The organism is Paenibacillus sp. LC231, assembly GCF_001860525.1.
Lineage (GTDB): Bacteria > Bacillota > Bacilli > Paenibacillales > Paenibacillaceae > Paenibacillus_AQ.
On the sequence record NZ_JFOM01000044.1, the window covers coordinates 285,893 to 303,132 of the forward strand.

A 17,240-nucleotide genomic window follows, 5' to 3' on the forward strand; every position below is an offset into this window, starting at 1 on the left:
TGTGCCGTACAATCCTGCCCTACACGCGCATTTTCCGCGCTTCCCATTCTTCGCGCAGAATGCCCATGCGAATGGAATCGTAGTAGACGCCCTCGTAATATCTGCACTTTCGCATACGGCCTTCCAGCTGCATGCCAACCTTCTCCGCGCAGCGCATCATTCTCGGGTTGCCGGACCAGGTGGTGATGCCGACACGAGCGATGGTGAGATTTTGAAACAGGCATTCCACCCACAGCGACAGCGCTTCCGTGCCGTATCCGCCGCTCCAATGGCTCGGATCGTATATCAGGATGCCCGCTTCCAGCCAGCGTGAGGCTTCATGCTCCCAATAGAACGTGACGATGCCAATCGTCTTTCCCTCTGCTTCGATGAGCAAATCACTCGGAAATTGATCGGTTTCGAAGTCGGCGTTCCACTGCGTTTCAAATATTTCGTAGGAAATCGGCTTGAGCGGGAAATAAGGAGCGTCGTATTTTTTCCATTCCGGATTCTTCTTGCCATAGATCAGATTATATAGAACCGGGGTATCCTCGGGTTTCCTGGATCTTAGCGTCACTTTGCTGCCTTCAAGGCGAATTTTTTGCATATGTAGAAATTCCTTTCGCTCTGTATTCTGTACATGCTTAAGTACGGTCCGGGTTCTCTACATTGTAACGGTGAACAAGTTGGTTGCCAACTGAATTTGGATAAATGATCCTTTATATGAAACATTAGGTGACATTATTCCGTCAATAGCAGATAGACAAGGAATTTGAGATTGAAGGGGGACAAGGTTATGCGAAAAAGAATGGTACTCTCGGGCCTATGTTTACTTATGGGGCTTACCGCTTGCGCTCAGGGCAGCGATATCCAGTCAGGGGAACCGCAAGCGATTGTAGATAAGCTTAAGCAGCCCAAAGTGAAGGAACTGTCGGCTGAGGAACGTAAAGAGGTGTTGAGCAAGATTAATACCGGCATGGTGGAAGCGCAGAATGATTTTGGCTTACGATTGCATCAGGCGTTATCGAATAACCCGGAGTACAGAAGTGATAATCTGATTATTTCTCCGTACAGCGTTACGCAAGCTTTGGCACTGGCCTATAACGGGACAGCGGGCGGTACGGCCGCCGAGATGTCCGACGTACTTGGATGGAAGGGCATGAATGTGGCTGATATCAACGATGGGAACCGCCAGCTGCGATCATTGCTGGAGAACGGGGGAGGCGTCGTGCTGAATGTGGCCAATTCCGTTTGGCACCAGCCAGGCCTTGAGATGAAGAAGACGTATTTGCAGGCCGTTAAGGATAGCTATCGTGCTGAAGTTAAGGAGGCCGACTTGTTGCATGCCGATGCAGTGGATGCCATAAATCGGTGGGTGAACGACAAGACGAGCGGCATGATTCCTTCGATATATGATAAGCCTCCGGGCGGCGTTGCGGTTCTGATCAATGCCATTTATTTTAACGGGGGGTGGACGGATGAATTTGATCCGGCGAATACCGTGGATGAAGAATTCACGCTTTCTGACGGCACCACTCAAAAAATTTCGATGATGAAGCGGGAAGGACGATACGGTTACAAAGAAGGGGAGTCCTGGCAGGCGATCCGCATTCCTTATGGAGATGGCCGCATGCATATGCTGATCATCCTGCCGAAGGAATCCTCATCCATGGATGAGCTGCAGCAGCAGTTGTGGAAGGATACGTCCGTCTGGAAAGGCGATTTCCCGCATGAGACCATCCAGCTTGGGCTGCCCAAATTTAAGGTGGAACAGACCTTCGAGCTCCCGGATGCGCTTCAAAGTTTGGGGATGATTCAGGCATTCGACAGGGATGCAGCTGATTTTAGCGCCATGGCTGCCGATGGAGAGAAATTTTGGATTGACAAGGTAAAACACAAAACGGTGGTGGATGTCAGCGAAAAGGGCACGGAGGCCGCCGCGATTACAGCGGTCGGGATCGAGACAACCGCAGCTGAGCCTACCGAGCCGATCGTCATGAATGTTGACCGCCCTTTTTTCTTTGCCATTGAAGATCGGGACACCGGCACATGGTTATTTATGGGGTCTGTTTTGAAACCTTAGCATATACTATACCAACATGCGCCTGCCATAATTTTCACCCAAAAATAGGCAACTTTGTTATAATGGTCGAATAAGACTAAAATGTATAACAAAGGGAGAATAGGATGTGCCTATGACCATACCGAAGCCGAATTTATTCATAGGTTCTTCCAGAGAGGCCATCAAGTATGCAAGGGCGATCCACGAACAGCTCAAACGGTCCGCCCAAGTGACACCGTGGTACGGCGGAACGTTCGGGGCGAACATGTATACGATGGAAGCTTTGGAGAAGCAGCTGGCGTCCAGTGATTTTGGTGTGTTCGTCTTTTCTCCGGATGATGTGGCACTCATTCGAGGCAAACATGTATTCGTTACCCGCGACAACACGCTGTTCGAGATGGGGCTGTATTGGGGAAGGCTCGGGCGGCGAAGGGTGTACTGCATCATCCCGGATCAGGTGGAGGCAGACAGCAGTTCCGTTCAAGACGTGATCGTTAAGGATTACCATCTACTCTCCGACCTGCAGGGCATAACGCTGCTCGAATACGAATTGCGAAGCGATGACGATTACAAATCAGCCGTCGATGTCGCTTGCGGGCATATTCTGAGCGCGATCGAAACCGAAGGGTTCTACAACAACCCGAGCACCGTGATTGAGCAGAAGGATGCGGAGCTGAGGCGCAAGCAAAGCGTGCTGCATTTTTTCTGGGAATATAATCGAAATGTGCATGTGACGGATGAAGCGGAAAAATATCATGCACTGAGTGAAGCTGTCCGAAATTCCTTGCTCCCGCCAGCTGCAGGGGATTTCAGGGTGACCGGGGCCGCCTTCTGGGGCCGAAGAGATGAAGGCATTGCCCAAATTGGGGGTAATGTAGGTAGAGGACGGTATTTCCCGTTCGATGGGAGTAAGGAACATTCGCCAAGTAACCAGTCGATTTACGTGATAGATGTCTATAATAGTGGAAAATGGGCATTTTATCACGAAGAGGAAGTTGCGCAGGTGTATGTGTTCTGCTATCCTTTAGGTGTAAATCATGTATTGTCCGTGCATTTTACGGGACATGAGATTCTTACGGATGAAGATCTCGCGGAGGTTGTAGAACAGAATCGTGAGCTGCTTCGTACCATCAGGCATTTAGTTGGAGGGGATTCGTCGTGAGCAGGAATGAGAAGAAGAGAACGTCAGGTCATCCGCAGGGGTCCGCCAATGGCAGCAGCTGGGTGGTTCGGGGACCCGTACCGATGATGAGTACGCTGAAATCCCGGAAGCGCTCGGTCAGACGCCCAAGCAAGAACAGTGTATATGTTGGTCCTTCTGTGGAAGGTGTAGATAAGAAATACGTCAAGGTCATCAGCGGAGCTGTTGACGATAATAAGCCCTCATTTGCTTAATGAATTGCTATGATACCGTTTAAGACGAAAGACCGTTCGGGATGATCCGGGCGGTCTTTGTTTTTTCTTGGTGCGCTTATACAATATAGGGACAAGGTTTACGCAAACAAGAACAAATCTATAAACACAAATGGGGGATGTCATGTGAGCGGGGATACATTGACTTTTTTGGGAACGGGAGATGCCATGGGCGTTCCGCGGGTATATTGCGATTGTGAGGTATGCACGGAAGCCCGGAATACGGGGATCAATCGGCGTTTGCGCTCTGCCGTTATGGTGGAGTGCGATGAAACGTCCTTCATGATCGACTGCGGTCCGGATTGGCGCTCCATGATGGAGGGGCTGGGAAAGCGGAAGATGAGCGATATGCTGATTACGCACGCCCATTTTGATCATATCGGCGGCCTGCCGGAATGGAGCGATGCCTGCAGATGGCAGAGGGAAAAGGGACGGTTATACGCACCTGCCGAGGTGCTGGAGCAGATTGTAAGGCAGTATCCATGGCTCCCGCGACAGATGGAGATGACGCCAGTCGATGATGGATTTTCACTGGGCGGCTGGGAGATTTCCTGCTGGAAGGTAAACCATGGACAGAACGGATATTCTTATGCATACCGGTTTCAGAAGGACGGGTACATCTGGGTATACAATTCCGACTCGATTAATCTGAGCCCTGCGGAAAAGGAACCGCTGAATGGCGTGGATTTGCTGGTCCTCGGAACCAGCTTTGTTCATGAAACCGCCAAATTTGAGACGCGCTCCGTCTATGACATGAAGGAAGCGGCAGAGCTGCTCGCCGAGGTGAAGCCTCGCCAAACGGTGTATACCCATATGTCTCATGACGTCGACGTTCGGAAGGAGCTGCCTCTTCCGGAGGAAGTCCGCGTGGCGAGGACAGGGATGACAATAAAGCTGAGTAAATGAAAAATATAGCGTAGGCCGGGCATGCGTGGGGCTCGGTTGCTCCCGTGCCGAGACCTATAGCGTGAAAATGCGGCAGGATTGCCGCTTTAAGTGCTTCCGGGGCTCTCTCTTACAATGACCTGGCCATGCCGTATCGATCAGGGTACAGCAGCTTGAAGCCGGCATGTTGGTACAGCTTGATTCCGGGCACGTCGGTGATGACGGTGACTTCGGCTCCGCTTGGCGCTATTTTTGTCAGGCGGGAGAGCAGTTCGGACACGATCATCTCTTCAACCCCTTGATCAAGGTGGGAGGCCGCAACCATAATGTCCACCAGTTGAAAATAGAAAGCACCATCGCCTACGACCCTTCCCATCCCGATCAGCCGGTCATTGTCGTCTCTGGCCAGAAGGGACAGCACGCTGCGGTTTAGCGCCGTCGCTATGGCCGAAATCTCAACCTCAGGCAGCCCTGTAACTGCTTTTAGATCCATGTATTCTTGATTCTGTGGAAACTCCTCGGTTATGTTCACGTTCATCATAATCGCCTCCCGCGGATAATATTAAGTTTATCTTGCCTCTACACCACTCAATATACAACATTGATGCAAGTGAGAAGATGTCTTGCAGCGGATCCAACCAAGCCGAGGACATCATCCAACAGACATTCTCAGAGCACTTTAATGTTTTAATTTAAGGTTTGCCAATGGCTTGCGATTCTGGTAAAGTAGGTTCTCAATCGTGATTGGGGAGGGAAGGGCATGCATTACTACAAGCCGAAAGATATCGCCAAAGAGCTGCAAATCAGCACGAGTGCTTTAAGGCATTATGAATCTTGGGGAGTGGTACCCCCTCCTGCCCGGAACGAGAAGGGCTACCGTTTATACACGCAAATGCATATGGCCTACTTCCGTTGTCTGCGCGCCATGTTTCCGGGCTTTGGTTACGCGGTTACTTATGATGTGATTCGCCACATTCAGAAGAGGGAGATGGATGAAGCCCTCTGGCTCGTGAATGGGGAGCAGGTCAAACTGCTGCAGGAAAAAAATATTGCGGATGAAACGCTAGCCTTGCTGGAGAATCCCGAACTTAACATCATCAAGGATAAAAAGCTCAAACCCCATATGACAATCGGCGAGGTCGCCGAACTGACCAACGTGGAATCGTCCGCCATCCGTCACTGGGAGAAGGAAGGCTTGATCACCCCGGATCGAAACCCCGAGAATGGATATCGGCTGTACACCCCGTCGCAAGTCAGGCAGATTTTGCTGATCCGCTCGCTCAGGCGGACCGTATATTACTTGGAGAGCATCAAGGAGATTATTCAAGCCGTGGAGCATCAGAGCATTGAGCAGGCCCAAAAAATGGTCCGCGAAGCGTTGTCCGTCATCCATCAACGGAATCTGCAGCAATACAACGGCATTCATAAATTGATGGAGCTCTGCATGGAGGTAGGCCTGCTGGAGTTCAACGATGCGGCGCTTTTGAAGCCGATTCTAACATTTAACCCGGATCGGGAATGACGGACAGGCATTGACGGCTTTGCGCCATCCCAGGTGACCGGGTAGGGAACGCACTGGCTGCGTTTTTTATGGACATGAACAAGCCCCCATGGATACCATGGAGGCTTATTTGCGCAGATTTATTTGTTCCGGATATTAACCTTGGTTGAGCACGAATTTATCAATGACATGTTTCACGCCGTCTTCGTTATTCCCAAGCGTAACGTAATCGGCAATCGCCTTAAGCGGCTCGATCGCATTGCCCATGGCGACGCCAAGACCGGCGGCTTCCAGCATCTCGTGATCGTTCCAGGAATCGCCGACAGCGATGGTTTCCTTGAGATCGCAGCCGAAATGATCGGCCAGGAAGGTGAGCGCATGTCCCTTCGTGCCTTCCTTATGCATGAACTCCAGAAAATGCGGTTTGGATTTGGTAATGTGCATGTCATCGCCCAGCAGCTCACGGAATACAGGGATCAGTTCATCCAGATAGTCCGGATCGTCAATGATGAGCATTTTCGGGGTCGGTTGCTGAACCATTTTCATAAAATCAGGCTCGATGTAATACGGCGTCCGGTTCAGGGCGCAGTAATCGATCAGCTTCTGATTCTCTTCACGGGCATACAGCTTGTCATCGATGTAGGTTTGCAGATGGAGATTGTGCTCTACGCAGTATTCATACAGCTTCACGGCTGCATCGACGGGTACGAAGCGTTCGTAGAGAACCTTCTCGTCGAGCAGATTTTTAATCAGGGCGCCCTGGTAGGTGATTATGGGAACGTTGAGTCCGGTTTGACGCGCAATAGCTTGAGCGGACGCATAGGCACGCCCGGTTGCCAGTGTCACAACGACACCGTGGGCTACGGCTTGCTCAAGCGCCTGCTGGACGCCGGGGGTTACTTCCTTGTCGTCATTGATCAGGGTATCGTCAATGTCGATGGCCATCAATTTGTAAGTTGTCATGGGTATCTCTCCTTTTGTTTCTGTCTCTGTCTTTAACTCTATTGTACCTTCTGTGGCGCAGACTTCAATTCCGCAATCATCATTCCTGCCAAAATGCATAGACAACCGATGCCGCCGATGAGCGTAAGCCGCTCTCCCGCGAACAGGATTCCGGTCAGCGCGGCGAATACCGGCTCCGTTGCATAGATGATGGCCACTCTGGACGGCGCCGTATATTTTTGACAGACGGTTTGGATCCAGAAGGCGAATGCGCTGGTAGGTCCGATGGATACAGCCAGCGCCCACAGCACGTTCGGCTGGGTCAGCTTCCCTATCAGGTCGGTCACATTGCCGACATGCTCGGTTAGCGCAGATGCCGCTAAGCTCAATATCCCCACGACAGCCATCTGGAGCGCCGCGAGCAGCAAAGAGGGATATCGGCCGGCATAAACGCCCGTGTAACCGATATGGAGCGCAAAACCGATGGCGCAAACGAGCACCAGCAAATCCCCTTTATTCAGGCTCATGCCGGATCCGGTGAAGGTAAGCAGATACAGCCCTGCCACCGCAAGCAAGGCGCTGATCCAGGTGAATTTGGAGATGGAGTGCCTTAGCAGTACATAGGATATGAAAGGGACCAGCACGACGGACAAGCCGGTAATAAAGCCTGTATTGGACGTGGTGGTGTACAGAAGGCCCGCGGTTTGAAAGGCGTACCCTATAAATAAAAAAAGACCCAGCAGGCAAGCATGCAGCAGCATTTTGCCGGATATTAGCTTCCACTGGCTCCGGTAAAAGAGGGTGATGATCCATGCAAGGAGCAGGGCCGCTCCCAGAAAGCGGACCGAATTGAAAGCCATCGGCGGGAGCACGCGGACCGCATGCTGAACGATGAGGAACGTAGATCCCCACATCATGGCCACCAGAAGCAGGCTGAGATCGGCAATTCGTGAGCGATTCACTCGGTAGTCATCCTTTCTTGAAGATGTGAAACTCCTGATGAGATTCCCGTACATTCGTCCCCGGTCGTAACCTTGGGCAAGTGATCAAATTGTATCCCATATCAGAGAATCGGACAACCATTTTTAGGCCTAACCCAAGTGGAAGGGGTAGACAAAAAGAGGATGATTTTGCTATACTAATGAACCGAACGTACATTCTCATGACCCTGGGCTATCGGACGTGAAGGTCGGCAAGCGATCCATCGATCCCTTAGTCAGCATTGAGCTTAGAAAGGAAGATTGTCATCATGATGGGCAGAGCTCATTTGATTATTAGCACAGGGGTCACGTTATCCGTCATGGGCATGAGCGGAGTGCCTGTCACATTGCCGGCTGCCGCAGTGGCTTTGGTTAGCGCGCTGCTTCCCGATATTGACGAGCCCAACTCTCTGCTGGTGCGCAAGGCGATTCCTTCCGGGTTGCTGCGAATCCTGCAGCTGGCCATGATCGGCGCAGCCATCTTTGTTGTCTTCTACGGCAAGGAGTATGCCCCCTGGAACATCGCCCTGGCCGGACTGATCGGGGTGGTTTCGTACCTGCCAAGCCGGACCCTGCGCCATATCGTCATGTTCCTGATCGGTCTCGGACTGATATCCTTCGGGCAGGGCTTCAGCCCATGGAACACGATCGCAGGCAGCGTGCTTATTGCAGGCTCCTTGGTGACCCACCGGGGGTTAACACATACCGTCTATGCCGCTGCCGGATGGACGGGCCTATTGTATTTTGCATCGCAGGGTAAGATCGGCGGGGAAAGCCTATGGTTTGCCGGCGGTTTATCCTACTCCATTCATTTGCTTGCAGATGCATTGACCAATCGCGGAATTCGCCCGCTTCCTCCTTTCAAATGGAGAATTAAACTGAAAATCATGAGCACCGGAAGCAAATGGGGACGTACGGTAGAGAATGCCTGCATTGTGTTAACGCTGGTCCTCGTTTGGTATGTGTTTATGGCCTCCTCTTGATCCGAGGTATACCTGTTTGAAATGAAAAAGCCTCCCACCCTTGTGCAGCATACGGGCGGGAGGCTTATTTAATACGAGCCGGCTCTATTCCTCAAGGAAAATCAAGCCGATCAGATCGTCGAGCTCAAGGTTGCCGAAGTAAAACTTGACGTCGATGCCGGATAACGCGGTGCGCACCGCTGTTTCTTCATACCGTTTGCCGCGGAGCAGGTTCTCGATATCAGCAACATCGCCGACGCCGAAGAAGTCGCCGTAAATCTTGATCTCTCCGATATGTCCTTCACGGATGTCCATTCGGATATCGATAATGCCCACCGGGAACTTCTTGGCATGCTTCACATTGCTTTCAGGGGATAGCCCATAGTTCCAATCCCAGTTCTGGTAGCGTTCCTTCGAGATCTGGTTGATCATCTCCCAGTCCTTCTCTTGAAGGACATATTGCGGTACTTGATCCGGCTCCATCCCGAAAATCGAGCGAAGCAGCTCGGCGCGGAACTGTTCAATCGTCATATCCGAGCCAAGCAGCTCCTTGATGTTGGCCACGCGGCTGCGGACGGATTTGGTGCTCTTGGATTTGAATTTTTCCGGATTGGCATTCAGCGAGGCTTGGACATCATCCAGGTTCAGGTCAAACATGAGCGTGCCGTGGCTGAACATGCGTCCCCGCGTCGAGAACTGCGCGTTCCCCGAAATTTTCTTCTCGCCGACCTGCAGGTCATTCCGGCCGGTCAGCTCGGCGGGCACGCCCATCTTTTGCAAGAAGTCGATAACCGGCTGCGTGAACTTCAGGAAGTTGTGGAAGGACTGTCCGTCATCCTTCGTAATGAAGCTGAAATTCAGGTTGCCGAGATCATGGTATACGGCACCGCCCCCGGACAGCCGGCGCACAACCTGAATGTTGTTGTCACGAACGTATTCCTGGTTGATCTCTTCGATCGTATTCTGATGCTTTCCGATAATAATGGAAGGCTTGTTGATATAAAAGAGAAGGTAGCTCTCGTCCATGGACAAGTGCTTCAAGGCATATTCTTCAATCGCTAGGTTAATGGAAGGATCGTGGATCCCCTGATTATCGATAAATAGCATAGTATCCTCCGTCGTCACAAATCAAAATGTGGTGCTTCCAGACTATTGTAAACCAATTTTAAGACAGAGACAAAGCATTCCATGTTGACGAGGCAGGGACGGTAGCGACATAATGATGGCATTACATAACGGCAGGGCTTGCAAGAGCCAGGACATGGAACAGGAGGAGCCCTTATGAATGACAAAAAACAACCCTTGATCGAGGTGTATGGCCACGGAGGAGACGTGGAGACGGCTGCTGCTGCATTCGGAAGGCAAGCCTCGGCTTTCCTGGATTACAGCGCCAATATTAACCCGCTCGGACCGCCGCAAGGGGTTATTACGGCCTTGCAAGAGGGAATGAGTGCGGTCATTCGTTATCCGGATCCGGGACACCGCAGGTTCAAGAAGCTGCTCGCAGCGGAGTTAGACACCGATCCCAAGCGAATCCTTGTCGGCAACGGGGCGGCAGAGTGCATGGCGCTGTTGTTGATGGGCCTTACGCCAAGGACTGTGGGCGTGGTTGACCCGTGTTTTTCCGAATACCGGGAATTGTCCTTAAAATTTGGTTCGGATATCCGCTCCGTGTGCGGACATCCGGAAAGGGACTGGAGAGCAGACAAGGCGGATGTGATGGAGCTGTTGGCTCGCACGGATCTCGTGTTTTTGGGCCAGCCCAACAATCCGAACGGGGTTCAATACAGCCTGGAGGATATCCGTGAAATAGCGGTATGCGCAGAGCAAGAAGGGACCTGGCTGGTGCTGGATGAAGCCTTCATCGATTTCATTCCGCCGAAGGACAGACAGACCTTGATGCCGGAGCTGCAGGACTATCCGCGGACGATCATTGTCCGGTCAATGACCAAGTTTTATGCGATTCCGGGCCTGCGGCTCGGATACACGGTCGCGCATCCCGACGTGATACGCAAGATGGCAGGCAAACAGGTGACGTGGAGTGTCAATGGAGTGGCGCTGCTTGCGGGAGAGGCTTGTCTTGGCAGCGGCAGGGAATATGAACTGGCTACGCTGCAATTGATTCGCGCAGAGCGCGAGAAGCTGATACGGGGGTTACTAGCGATGGAGCTTGACGTTACGCCGGGGGAGGCCAATTTTTTACTCATGGAGCTTCCGCGGCCATGGAGTGCCGGGAGGTTTCAGTCGGAGATGGGCAGATGCGGCGTGCTTGTCCGAAGCTGCGCCATGTACCCGGGCCTTGGTGAGCGTCATATTCGGCTAGCCGTTAAGGATGCCGGAGCTAATGACAGGCTGCTGGCCATAACCGCGGAGGTCCTTGGAAATCCTTCTGCTGGCGTGACATAGGGATGTCTAGCAGCAGAGCTATATGAAGAACGCTACAGGTACAGTTGGTTCAGATATTTAAGGAGCAGGGAGAGAAAAAAACATGGCAGTACCTTTTCTGAAAGGCAACACGCGTCCGTATAACTCGGACGCATGGCCGGGAGCCACAGTGTCCTTGGAATCGGAGCGGCAGCATCCGCATATCCGGATCTCGCTTCCGGAGCCGGCTGCGTCCATAAGCAGCGCCATATACGGCGGCGGATTCGTGCTATTGGATCATATCGTAAACCGTTATGTGGACAAGCATTACGATTGCAGCGACCCTGTGAACGATATGGTTAACTTTATGGCTGTTCACGGTTATCCGGCTGAATCTACAACTGGATTGATGACAGCGGTGAAACTGAAGTATGCTGCCATCCGGGAAGAGCGGAGTGAACAGTCTTCCATCCTGTGCTGCACCACCGCCGGCGTGGGCAATGCAGCCCGCGCCGGGTCGAGCCGTACGACCTTTGCGGCCTACCAGCCGGGCACGATTAATATCATGCTGATGGTGGACGGGATGATGACGCCGGCTTGCATGGTGAACGCGATGCTGACGGCAACGGAAGCGAAAGCCGCTGCGCTGCATGATCTTGGCGTGAAGGATCATGAGACTGGAGGCGTTGCGACCGGAACGACAACGGACGCGATGGTCCTTGGGGTCAGCGGCAATGCAGCGTATGGCGTTAACCACCATTATGCCGGAACCGCAACCGATCTGGGCGGCATGATCGGCCGTCTTGTCTACGAGAGTGTTACGGAAAGCATTATCACCGAAAGGGAGGACCGGATATGACCGTCGTGTGGGTCATTTGGGCAGCGGTCGTACTGGACCTGCTGATCGGAGATCCGAGATGGCTTCCCCATCCTGTCATCGGCATGGGGAAAGCCATCCGCCGGGTTGAAGGCTGGATACGCCAACGGGCGACTACCGCTCAGAGCCTGAAGCGAGCGGGCATTCTGCTGCCGGTGATCGTGGCCGGCGGCTCCTTCGTACTGGCATGGCTGCTGCTGGAGCTGTGCGGGGCGATTCATCCTTGGCTAGCGTGGGGAGTAGAGATCGTGCTTATTGCGACTACGATTGCCATCAAGGGGCTGCGTGAAGCCGGATTGGAGGTCTACGGCCATCTTCGCTCCGGGAATATCGCGGAGGCCAGGCGCTCGCTCAGCATGGTGGTCGGAAGAGACACCGGTCATCTGGATGAGCCGGAGATCGTGCGGGGAACGGTGGAGACGGTTGCGGAGAATATCGTGGATGCGGTCATCGCTCCGCTGTTTTTTGCCCTGATCGGGGGAGCGCCGCTGGCGATGGCCTACCGGGCCGTGAATACGCTCGACTCCATGGTCGGATATAAAAACGACAAATACCAGCATATCGGCTGGGCATCCGCAAGACTGGACGATATCGCCAATTGGATACCGGCGCGTCTGACGGCAGGACTGTTGGCCATGGTGGCTGCCATGTTGTCGCTGCAATGGAAAAAAGCGATCAAAATGGTCAGAAGAGATGCGCGAAAGCACCCCAGTCCGAACAGCGGCTTCCCGGAATCGGCCGTTGCCGGTGCGCTGGGGGTTCGTCTCGGGGGAGAAAACTCCTATCAAGGCGTGATCTCGTTCCGGGCTTATATGGGGGATCCCGAACGCCCGCTTGAAGCGGAGCATATTCGGGTGACAAACCGTCTGCTGCTGGGCGTATCGGTATTGTTTACGTTGCTGGGTACCCTGGTGCTTGGACTTGTTGCCGCAGCCGGAGGAAGCCTATGGTTATGAGGATCACCCTGCATCTGGTCCGTCACGGCCGCACGTTGTGGAACGAGGAACGCCGTTATCTCGGCCACGAGGATCAGGGAATCCTGGTTGAGGGAAGGGAACAGCTCCTCCCGCTGCGGGATAGGTTTTTTACCAGGCACTTTGTCCGGATCTATTGCAGCGATCTCCTTCGATGCAGACAGACGCTGAATGTTATCCTATCGGACTCCAAAATGGCTGCTATTCCTGATGGTGAAGTTTTGGGCAGGATTATACCGGGAGTGGTGTATGATCCGCGGCTGCGCGAGCTCGATTTCGGAGATTGGGAAGGGAAAACCTACGAGGATTTGAAATCGGATATCTCCTATCGGCACTGGATTGATAACCCCGCAGAAGTTACGCCGCCGAATGGGGAGAGCTGGGAGGCGTTCCGTTCCCGGATTCAGACATTCTTGACCGGAATGTATTTGGATTTAAAGGAACTGTTGCATGTAGAGGAAGATCCGGATACCCTTGTGCAGGCAGAGGCAGAGGCAGAGGCAGAGGCAGAGGCAGAGGCAGAGGCAGAGGCAGAGGCAGAGGCAGAGGCAGAGGCAGAGGCAGAGGCAGAGGCAGAGGCAGAGGCAGAGGCAGAGGCAGAGGCAGAGGCAATGCCAGTTAGTTATGTCCTTAGAGCACAGAGGGCGGAGCTTGATGTGCTTGTGATCACCCATGGGGGCGTCATCCGGCAGATCGCGGCAGCAGCCCTTCCGCATACGGAATTCTGGGAGACGCAGGTGTCGCCGGGGGAGGAGCTCCAGTTGCAATTGACTTGGGATGGAGAACGCTGGCTAGGCGTACGGTTAAGCGATTAAACGAAATCGTATGATATCGGTGCGGAATGGGCGATAACGGGATAAATCCGTATCATAAGGCATTTGAAATGACCGAAACTTTCGGTTGTAAGAGGGAGGTTTATCGCCTATAATCTTGGGCAGAGAAACCATGCTTGGCCTAACATACATAAATTCATATTATTTGCGAGGGTCCCGGACAGAGGGCATTTATTGTCATCTGCCGGGTTAATAGGGAAGCCGGTGCAAGTCCGGCACGGTCCCGCCACTGTGAAGCAGGGACTTCTCCATATGCCACTGAGCCAAAAGCGCTTGGGAAGGCGGAGAAGTCGTTACAGCCTGCAAGTCAGGAGACCTGCCCTCGGCGAATGAATGACGGTCCTTCGAGGAGAGGATTACGTTTGCCGGACCCATGCAGCATGTGTGGGCGGAAGTTTAAGGCGCTATCTGTGAACGGTGGTCCAGATGTCCTTATGTTAAAACGTAATCCCTGATTCCTTGTTTACGAGGAGTCAGGGATTTTTGCTTCTTTGGAGTATGACGATTGATGTTTTTTTCTCCCGGTAAGGATCGGTCGAAGGAATGTAAACTCGCAGCGCCAGGTTCTCAATTATGTATAGGGGGATTTCAAGAGATGAAAGCATTGAACAAAACATGGTCCGTACTTCTGGTAGCCATACTGATGGCTCTGGCCTTGATCGGCTGTGGAGGCGAAGAAGCGGCGCCGAAGGATACAACGCCGCCGGCACAGCAGGAAGAGCAGAATAACGAAGCGCCTGCGGATTCGGGCGAAGAGCTTAAAACGACGTATCCGCTGACCGTTAAGGATTCAACCGGGGTTGAAATGACGTTTGAGAAGGCTCCGGTCAAAATTGCATCCCTGACACCGTCCGAGACGGAAAAACTGTTCGCTTTGGGCCTGGATGAGGAAATTGTGGGCGTGTCCGATAATGACGATTACCCGGAAGCGGCCAAATCCAAGCCGAAATTGGGCGGGTTCCAAGTAAATGAAGAGGCTATTATTGCAGCCGATGCCGATGTGGTATTCGCCGCTTCGATGAATGCCGAGAATGCCGAGAAATTGCGTGAGCTTGGCGTGACCCTGTTCGTCAATGATCCGAAAACCATTGATGCCGTGATGGAGAACATCGAACTGATCGGGCAAATTACGGACCGTCAAGCGGAGGCGAAAGCGGTCGTGGATCAGATGAAGCAGGAATTGACTACCGTTACGGATGCCGTAAAATCCGTGAAGGATGAAGACAAGAAAAAAGTGTATGTGGAATTCTCTCCAGGATGGACCGTCGGCAAGGGCGAGTTTATGGATGAGATCATCACCTTAGCTGGCGGCGTTAACGCAGCCGGCGAAGCGGAAGGCTGGTTCGAAATCAGCGAGGAGAATATTATCGCTGCAAACCCCGACGTCATTCTGTACACGGACGATGTCGTTGACGAAGCAACCAAGAAAACATTGGATCAGCTGATTAAGGAGCGCGGCGGCTGGGATCAGATCGAAGCCATCAAGAACGATCAGGTCATATCCGTGGATGCGAATCTGTTAAGCCGTCCGGGTCCCCGTGTAACGCAAGGGTTGATTGAAGTGGCGAAGGCCGTTTATCCGGAACTGATGAATCCATGAGTAAAAAACTTGCAGGATTCGGTGCGGCCGGCATCATCCTATTACTGTTAACCTTGGTTGTCAGTCTCGGAATCGGCTCCGTGCACCTGCCTGTGAGAGAGATTGGGGCGATGCTGCTGCACCGGCTGCCGGGAATCGGCGATTCCATCGTTCCGGGCTGGGAAGCTTCATCCGAGCAAATCTTAATGAAGGTGAGATTGCCGCGCATATTGCTGGGGATGCTCGTAGGAGCCTCCCTGGCCGTCGCCGGAGCCGCCTTTCAAGGGGTATTGCGCAATCCGCTGGCGGATCCGTTTACGCTCGGTGTATCCTCGGGTGCTGCGCTTGGCGCAGCATCCCTGATTTTTTTCGGGATGGAATACTCCTTTGCCGGAGGTTACACGCTCCCGCTTGTAGCGTTTCTGACCGGAGCAGGGACCTTATGGGTCGTTCTGCTGCTGGCGAGGGATCAAGGAAAGCTGCCGATCCACGGGCTCATTCTGTCCGGCGTGGTGATGCAGTCGTTTCTGGGCGCCGTCGTTTCCTTCCTGACGGTCATGTCCAAAGATACGGTGAACCAGATCCTGTACTGGACGATGGGGAGCCTCAGCATGCGTGGATGGTCGTATACGGCCATCCTTTTCCCGTATTTTATCGCAGGTTTTATATACTTATGGAGCAGGTCGCGAGCGCTTAATATTTTATCGCTGGGGGAACGGCAGGCCGCCCATATGGGCTTGAATGTGGATCGGCTGAAGACCAGTGTGCTCATCGTTGCTACCCTGCTCGCCGCCGCAGCCGTGTCGGTTTCCGGCGTGATTGGATTCGTGGGACTTGTGGTACCGCATATGATCCGGCTGATCACCGGCTCTGATTACCGCGTCATTGTTCCACTGTCGGCTCTGGGCGGCGCGGTGTTCATGGTCTGGTGCGATACGGCGGCACGGTCCGTGCTGGCACCAACGGAAATACCGCTGGGTGTAGTTACGGCATTCATAGGCGCTCCGTTCTTTGCGTATTTGCTATACCGGAACAAAAAAAGGCGCAGGGAGGGTTTATCATGATTACAGCTCAAGGGCTTGGCAAAGCCTATGGCAAGGTGCCGATTCTTGAAGGTGTGGACCTTCATATTGCCGAAGGGGAATGGTGGGGGATCATCGGTCCGAACGGAAGCGGTAAATCCACCCTCATGCAGCTGTTATCCGGTGTGGAGAGTCCCACGACAGGAAGCGTGACCCTTCGGGGCAAGGAGCTTGGACGCTATGCCCGAAAGGCGCTGGCACGGATCGTGGCGGTGCTTCAGCAGGAAGGGCTTGACCCTACCGATTTTACGGTCCGGGAAGTGCTGGAGATGGGGAGATTCCCCTTTCTAAACTGGCTTGGTCGTGAAGATAAGGATGCAGCACCGCTCATTGAGGCCGTTATCCGAAAGCTGGATCTGAACGGTCTGGAGGAACGGCGGCTTACCGAGTTAAGCGGGGGCCAGCGTCAGCGTGTCGCGCTTGGTAAGGTGATGGTCCAGGAACCCTCGCTGCTGATGCTGGATGAACCGACGACTTATCTGGATATCCGCTATCAGCTTCAGTTTATGGATATGGTGGCGCAGTGGCGGAGCTCGTCCGGAATTACCGTGATCAGCGTACTGCATGATCTGAACCTGGCAGCCCAGTTTTGCGATAAGCTGCTGGTCCTTGATCAGGGAAAGATCGCGGGGGTTGGCAAGCCGAAAGAAGTTTTGACAGCGGCGTATATACGCCAAATCTTCCGGGTGGAGCCCTCGATTGTGGCCCATCCCGAGAATGGCGCTCCGCAGGTGCTGTTAACGGCAAATAGCACGTGGTCCTGACCGATGCTGCCGCATGTTCCGGGCGGGGATGCAATATTTAGGA

18 protein-coding genes and 1 riboswitch are annotated in these 17,240 nt (G+C 53.2%); of the genes, 13 read left to right on the forward strand and 5 right to left on the reverse strand.

From position 1 onward, the window contains the following. Positions 1-19 precede the first annotated feature (19 nt). Positions 20-586 (reverse strand): GNAT family N-acetyltransferase, encoded by a 567-nt coding sequence (locus AK95_RS24960; protein WP_071222621.1) that lies wholly within the window; start codon positions 584-586, stop codon positions 20-22. Between the two features lie 189 nt (positions 587-775). Here AK95_RS24960 and AK95_RS24965 point away from each other — a divergent pair, with 189 nt between their 5' ends. The 4 genes from AK95_RS24965 to AK95_RS24980 all read left to right on the forward strand — a co-directional run bounded on the left by AK95_RS24965 (position 776) and on the right by AK95_RS24980 (position 4,360). Further along, positions 776-2,062 carry a serpin family protein gene (locus AK95_RS24965; protein ID WP_071222622.1) on the forward strand — a complete coding sequence of 429 codons (1,287 nt, stop codon included), beginning with the start codon at positions 776-778 and terminating at the stop codon, positions 2,060-2,062. Positions 2,063-2,174: 112 nt separating this feature from the next. After that, positions 2,175-3,203, forward strand: a complete 1,029-nt coding sequence (locus tag AK95_RS24970; protein WP_071222623.1) for a TIR domain-containing protein — start codon at positions 2,175-2,177, stop codon at positions 3,201-3,203. After that, positions 3,200-3,436, forward strand: a complete 237-nt coding sequence (locus AK95_RS24975; RefSeq protein WP_071222624.1) for a hypothetical protein — start codon at positions 3,200-3,202, stop codon at positions 3,434-3,436. Before AK95_RS24970 ends, AK95_RS24975 begins: the two co-directional genes overlap by 4 nt. A 144-nt stretch (positions 3,437-3,580) precedes the next feature. Next, the gene (locus tag AK95_RS24980; RefSeq protein ID WP_071222625.1) at positions 3,581-4,360 is read left to right on the forward strand and encodes an MBL fold metallo-hydrolase; all 780 of its coding nucleotides are present in this window, start codon (positions 3,581-3,583) and stop codon (positions 4,358-4,360) included. Between the two features lie 109 nt (positions 4,361-4,469). On the opposite strand, the gene AK95_RS24985 is transcribed toward AK95_RS24980, so the two are convergent. Beyond that, entirely contained in the window at positions 4,470-4,880 is a 411-nt protein-coding gene (locus AK95_RS24985) for a GNAT family protein (RefSeq protein WP_071222626.1), read from the reverse strand. Between the two features lie 219 nt (positions 4,881-5,099). Between AK95_RS24985 and AK95_RS24990 the strand changes: the two genes are divergently transcribed. Then, positions 5,100-5,861, forward strand: coding sequence for a TioE family transcriptional regulator (locus AK95_RS24990; RefSeq protein WP_071222627.1), 762 nt, complete (start codon positions 5,100-5,102; stop codon positions 5,859-5,861). 135 nt (positions 5,862-5,996) lie between these two features. On the opposite strand, the gene AK95_RS24995 is transcribed toward AK95_RS24990, so the two are convergent. Both AK95_RS24995 and AK95_RS25000 read right to left on the reverse strand, forming a co-directional pair. Beyond that, entirely contained in the window at positions 5,997-6,803 is an 807-nt protein-coding gene (locus AK95_RS24995; protein ID WP_071222628.1) for a Cof-type HAD-IIB family hydrolase, read from the reverse strand. Between the two features lie 38 nt (positions 6,804-6,841). Further along, positions 6,842-7,744: a DMT family transporter gene (locus tag AK95_RS25000; RefSeq protein ID WP_071222629.1), complete on the reverse strand. Its 903-nt coding sequence runs from the start codon at positions 7,742-7,744 to the stop codon at positions 6,842-6,844. 287 nt (positions 7,745-8,031) lie between these two features. Here AK95_RS25000 and AK95_RS25005 point away from each other — a divergent pair, with 287 nt between their 5' ends. Beyond that, on the forward strand, positions 8,032-8,745 hold the full coding sequence (locus AK95_RS25005) for a metal-dependent hydrolase (protein ID WP_071222630.1): 714 nt from the start codon (positions 8,032-8,034) through the stop codon (positions 8,743-8,745). 84 nt (positions 8,746-8,829) lie between these two features. On the opposite strand, the gene lplA is transcribed toward AK95_RS25005, so the two are convergent. Continuing rightward, complete coding sequence (gene lplA / locus AK95_RS25010) at positions 8,830-9,831, reverse strand: lipoate--protein ligase (RefSeq protein WP_071222631.1); 1,002 nt, start codon at positions 9,829-9,831, stop codon at positions 8,830-8,832. 174 nt (positions 9,832-10,005) lie between these two features. On the opposite strand from lplA, the gene AK95_RS25015 reads away from it, so the two are divergent. The 7 genes from AK95_RS25015 (at position 10,006) to AK95_RS25045 (ending at position 17,197) form a co-directional block, all read left to right on the forward strand. Beyond that, positions 10,006-11,130: a pyridoxal phosphate-dependent aminotransferase gene (locus AK95_RS25015; RefSeq protein ID WP_071222632.1), complete on the forward strand. Its 1,125-nt coding sequence runs from the start codon at positions 10,006-10,008 to the stop codon at positions 11,128-11,130. A gap of 82 nt (positions 11,131-11,212) precedes the next feature. Beyond that, on the forward strand, positions 11,213-11,947 hold the full coding sequence (locus AK95_RS25020; RefSeq protein ID WP_071222633.1) for an adenosylcobinamide amidohydrolase: 735 nt from the start codon (positions 11,213-11,215) through the stop codon (positions 11,945-11,947). Further along, positions 11,944-12,921 (forward strand): adenosylcobinamide-phosphate synthase CbiB, encoded by a 978-nt coding sequence (gene cbiB, locus AK95_RS25025; RefSeq protein ID WP_071222634.1) that lies wholly within the window; start codon positions 11,944-11,946, stop codon positions 12,919-12,921. The genes AK95_RS25020 and cbiB overlap by 4 nt, the downstream gene beginning before the upstream one ends. Beyond that, entirely contained in the window at positions 12,912-13,754 is an 843-nt protein-coding gene (locus AK95_RS25030; protein ID WP_071222635.1) for a histidine phosphatase family protein, read from the forward strand. The genes cbiB and AK95_RS25030 overlap by 10 nt, the downstream gene beginning before the upstream one ends. Positions 13,755-13,906: 152 nt before the next feature. Continuing rightward, a riboswitch (cobalamin riboswitch) is annotated at positions 13,907-14,110 on the forward strand. Positions 14,111-14,367: 257 nt separating this feature from the next. Next, on the forward strand, positions 14,368-15,372 hold the full coding sequence (locus tag AK95_RS25035) for an ABC transporter substrate-binding protein (protein ID WP_071222636.1): 1,005 nt from the start codon (positions 14,368-14,370) through the stop codon (positions 15,370-15,372). Beyond that, positions 15,369-16,415 (forward strand): FecCD family ABC transporter permease, encoded by a 1,047-nt coding sequence (locus tag AK95_RS25040; RefSeq protein WP_071222637.1) that lies wholly within the window; start codon positions 15,369-15,371, stop codon positions 16,413-16,415. Before AK95_RS25035 ends, AK95_RS25040 begins: the two co-directional genes overlap by 4 nt. Continuing rightward, positions 16,412-17,197: an ABC transporter ATP-binding protein gene (locus AK95_RS25045; protein ID WP_071222638.1), complete on the forward strand. Its 786-nt coding sequence runs from the start codon at positions 16,412-16,414 to the stop codon at positions 17,195-17,197. Before AK95_RS25040 ends, AK95_RS25045 begins: the two co-directional genes overlap by 4 nt. Positions 17,198-17,240: the final 43 nt, after the last annotated feature.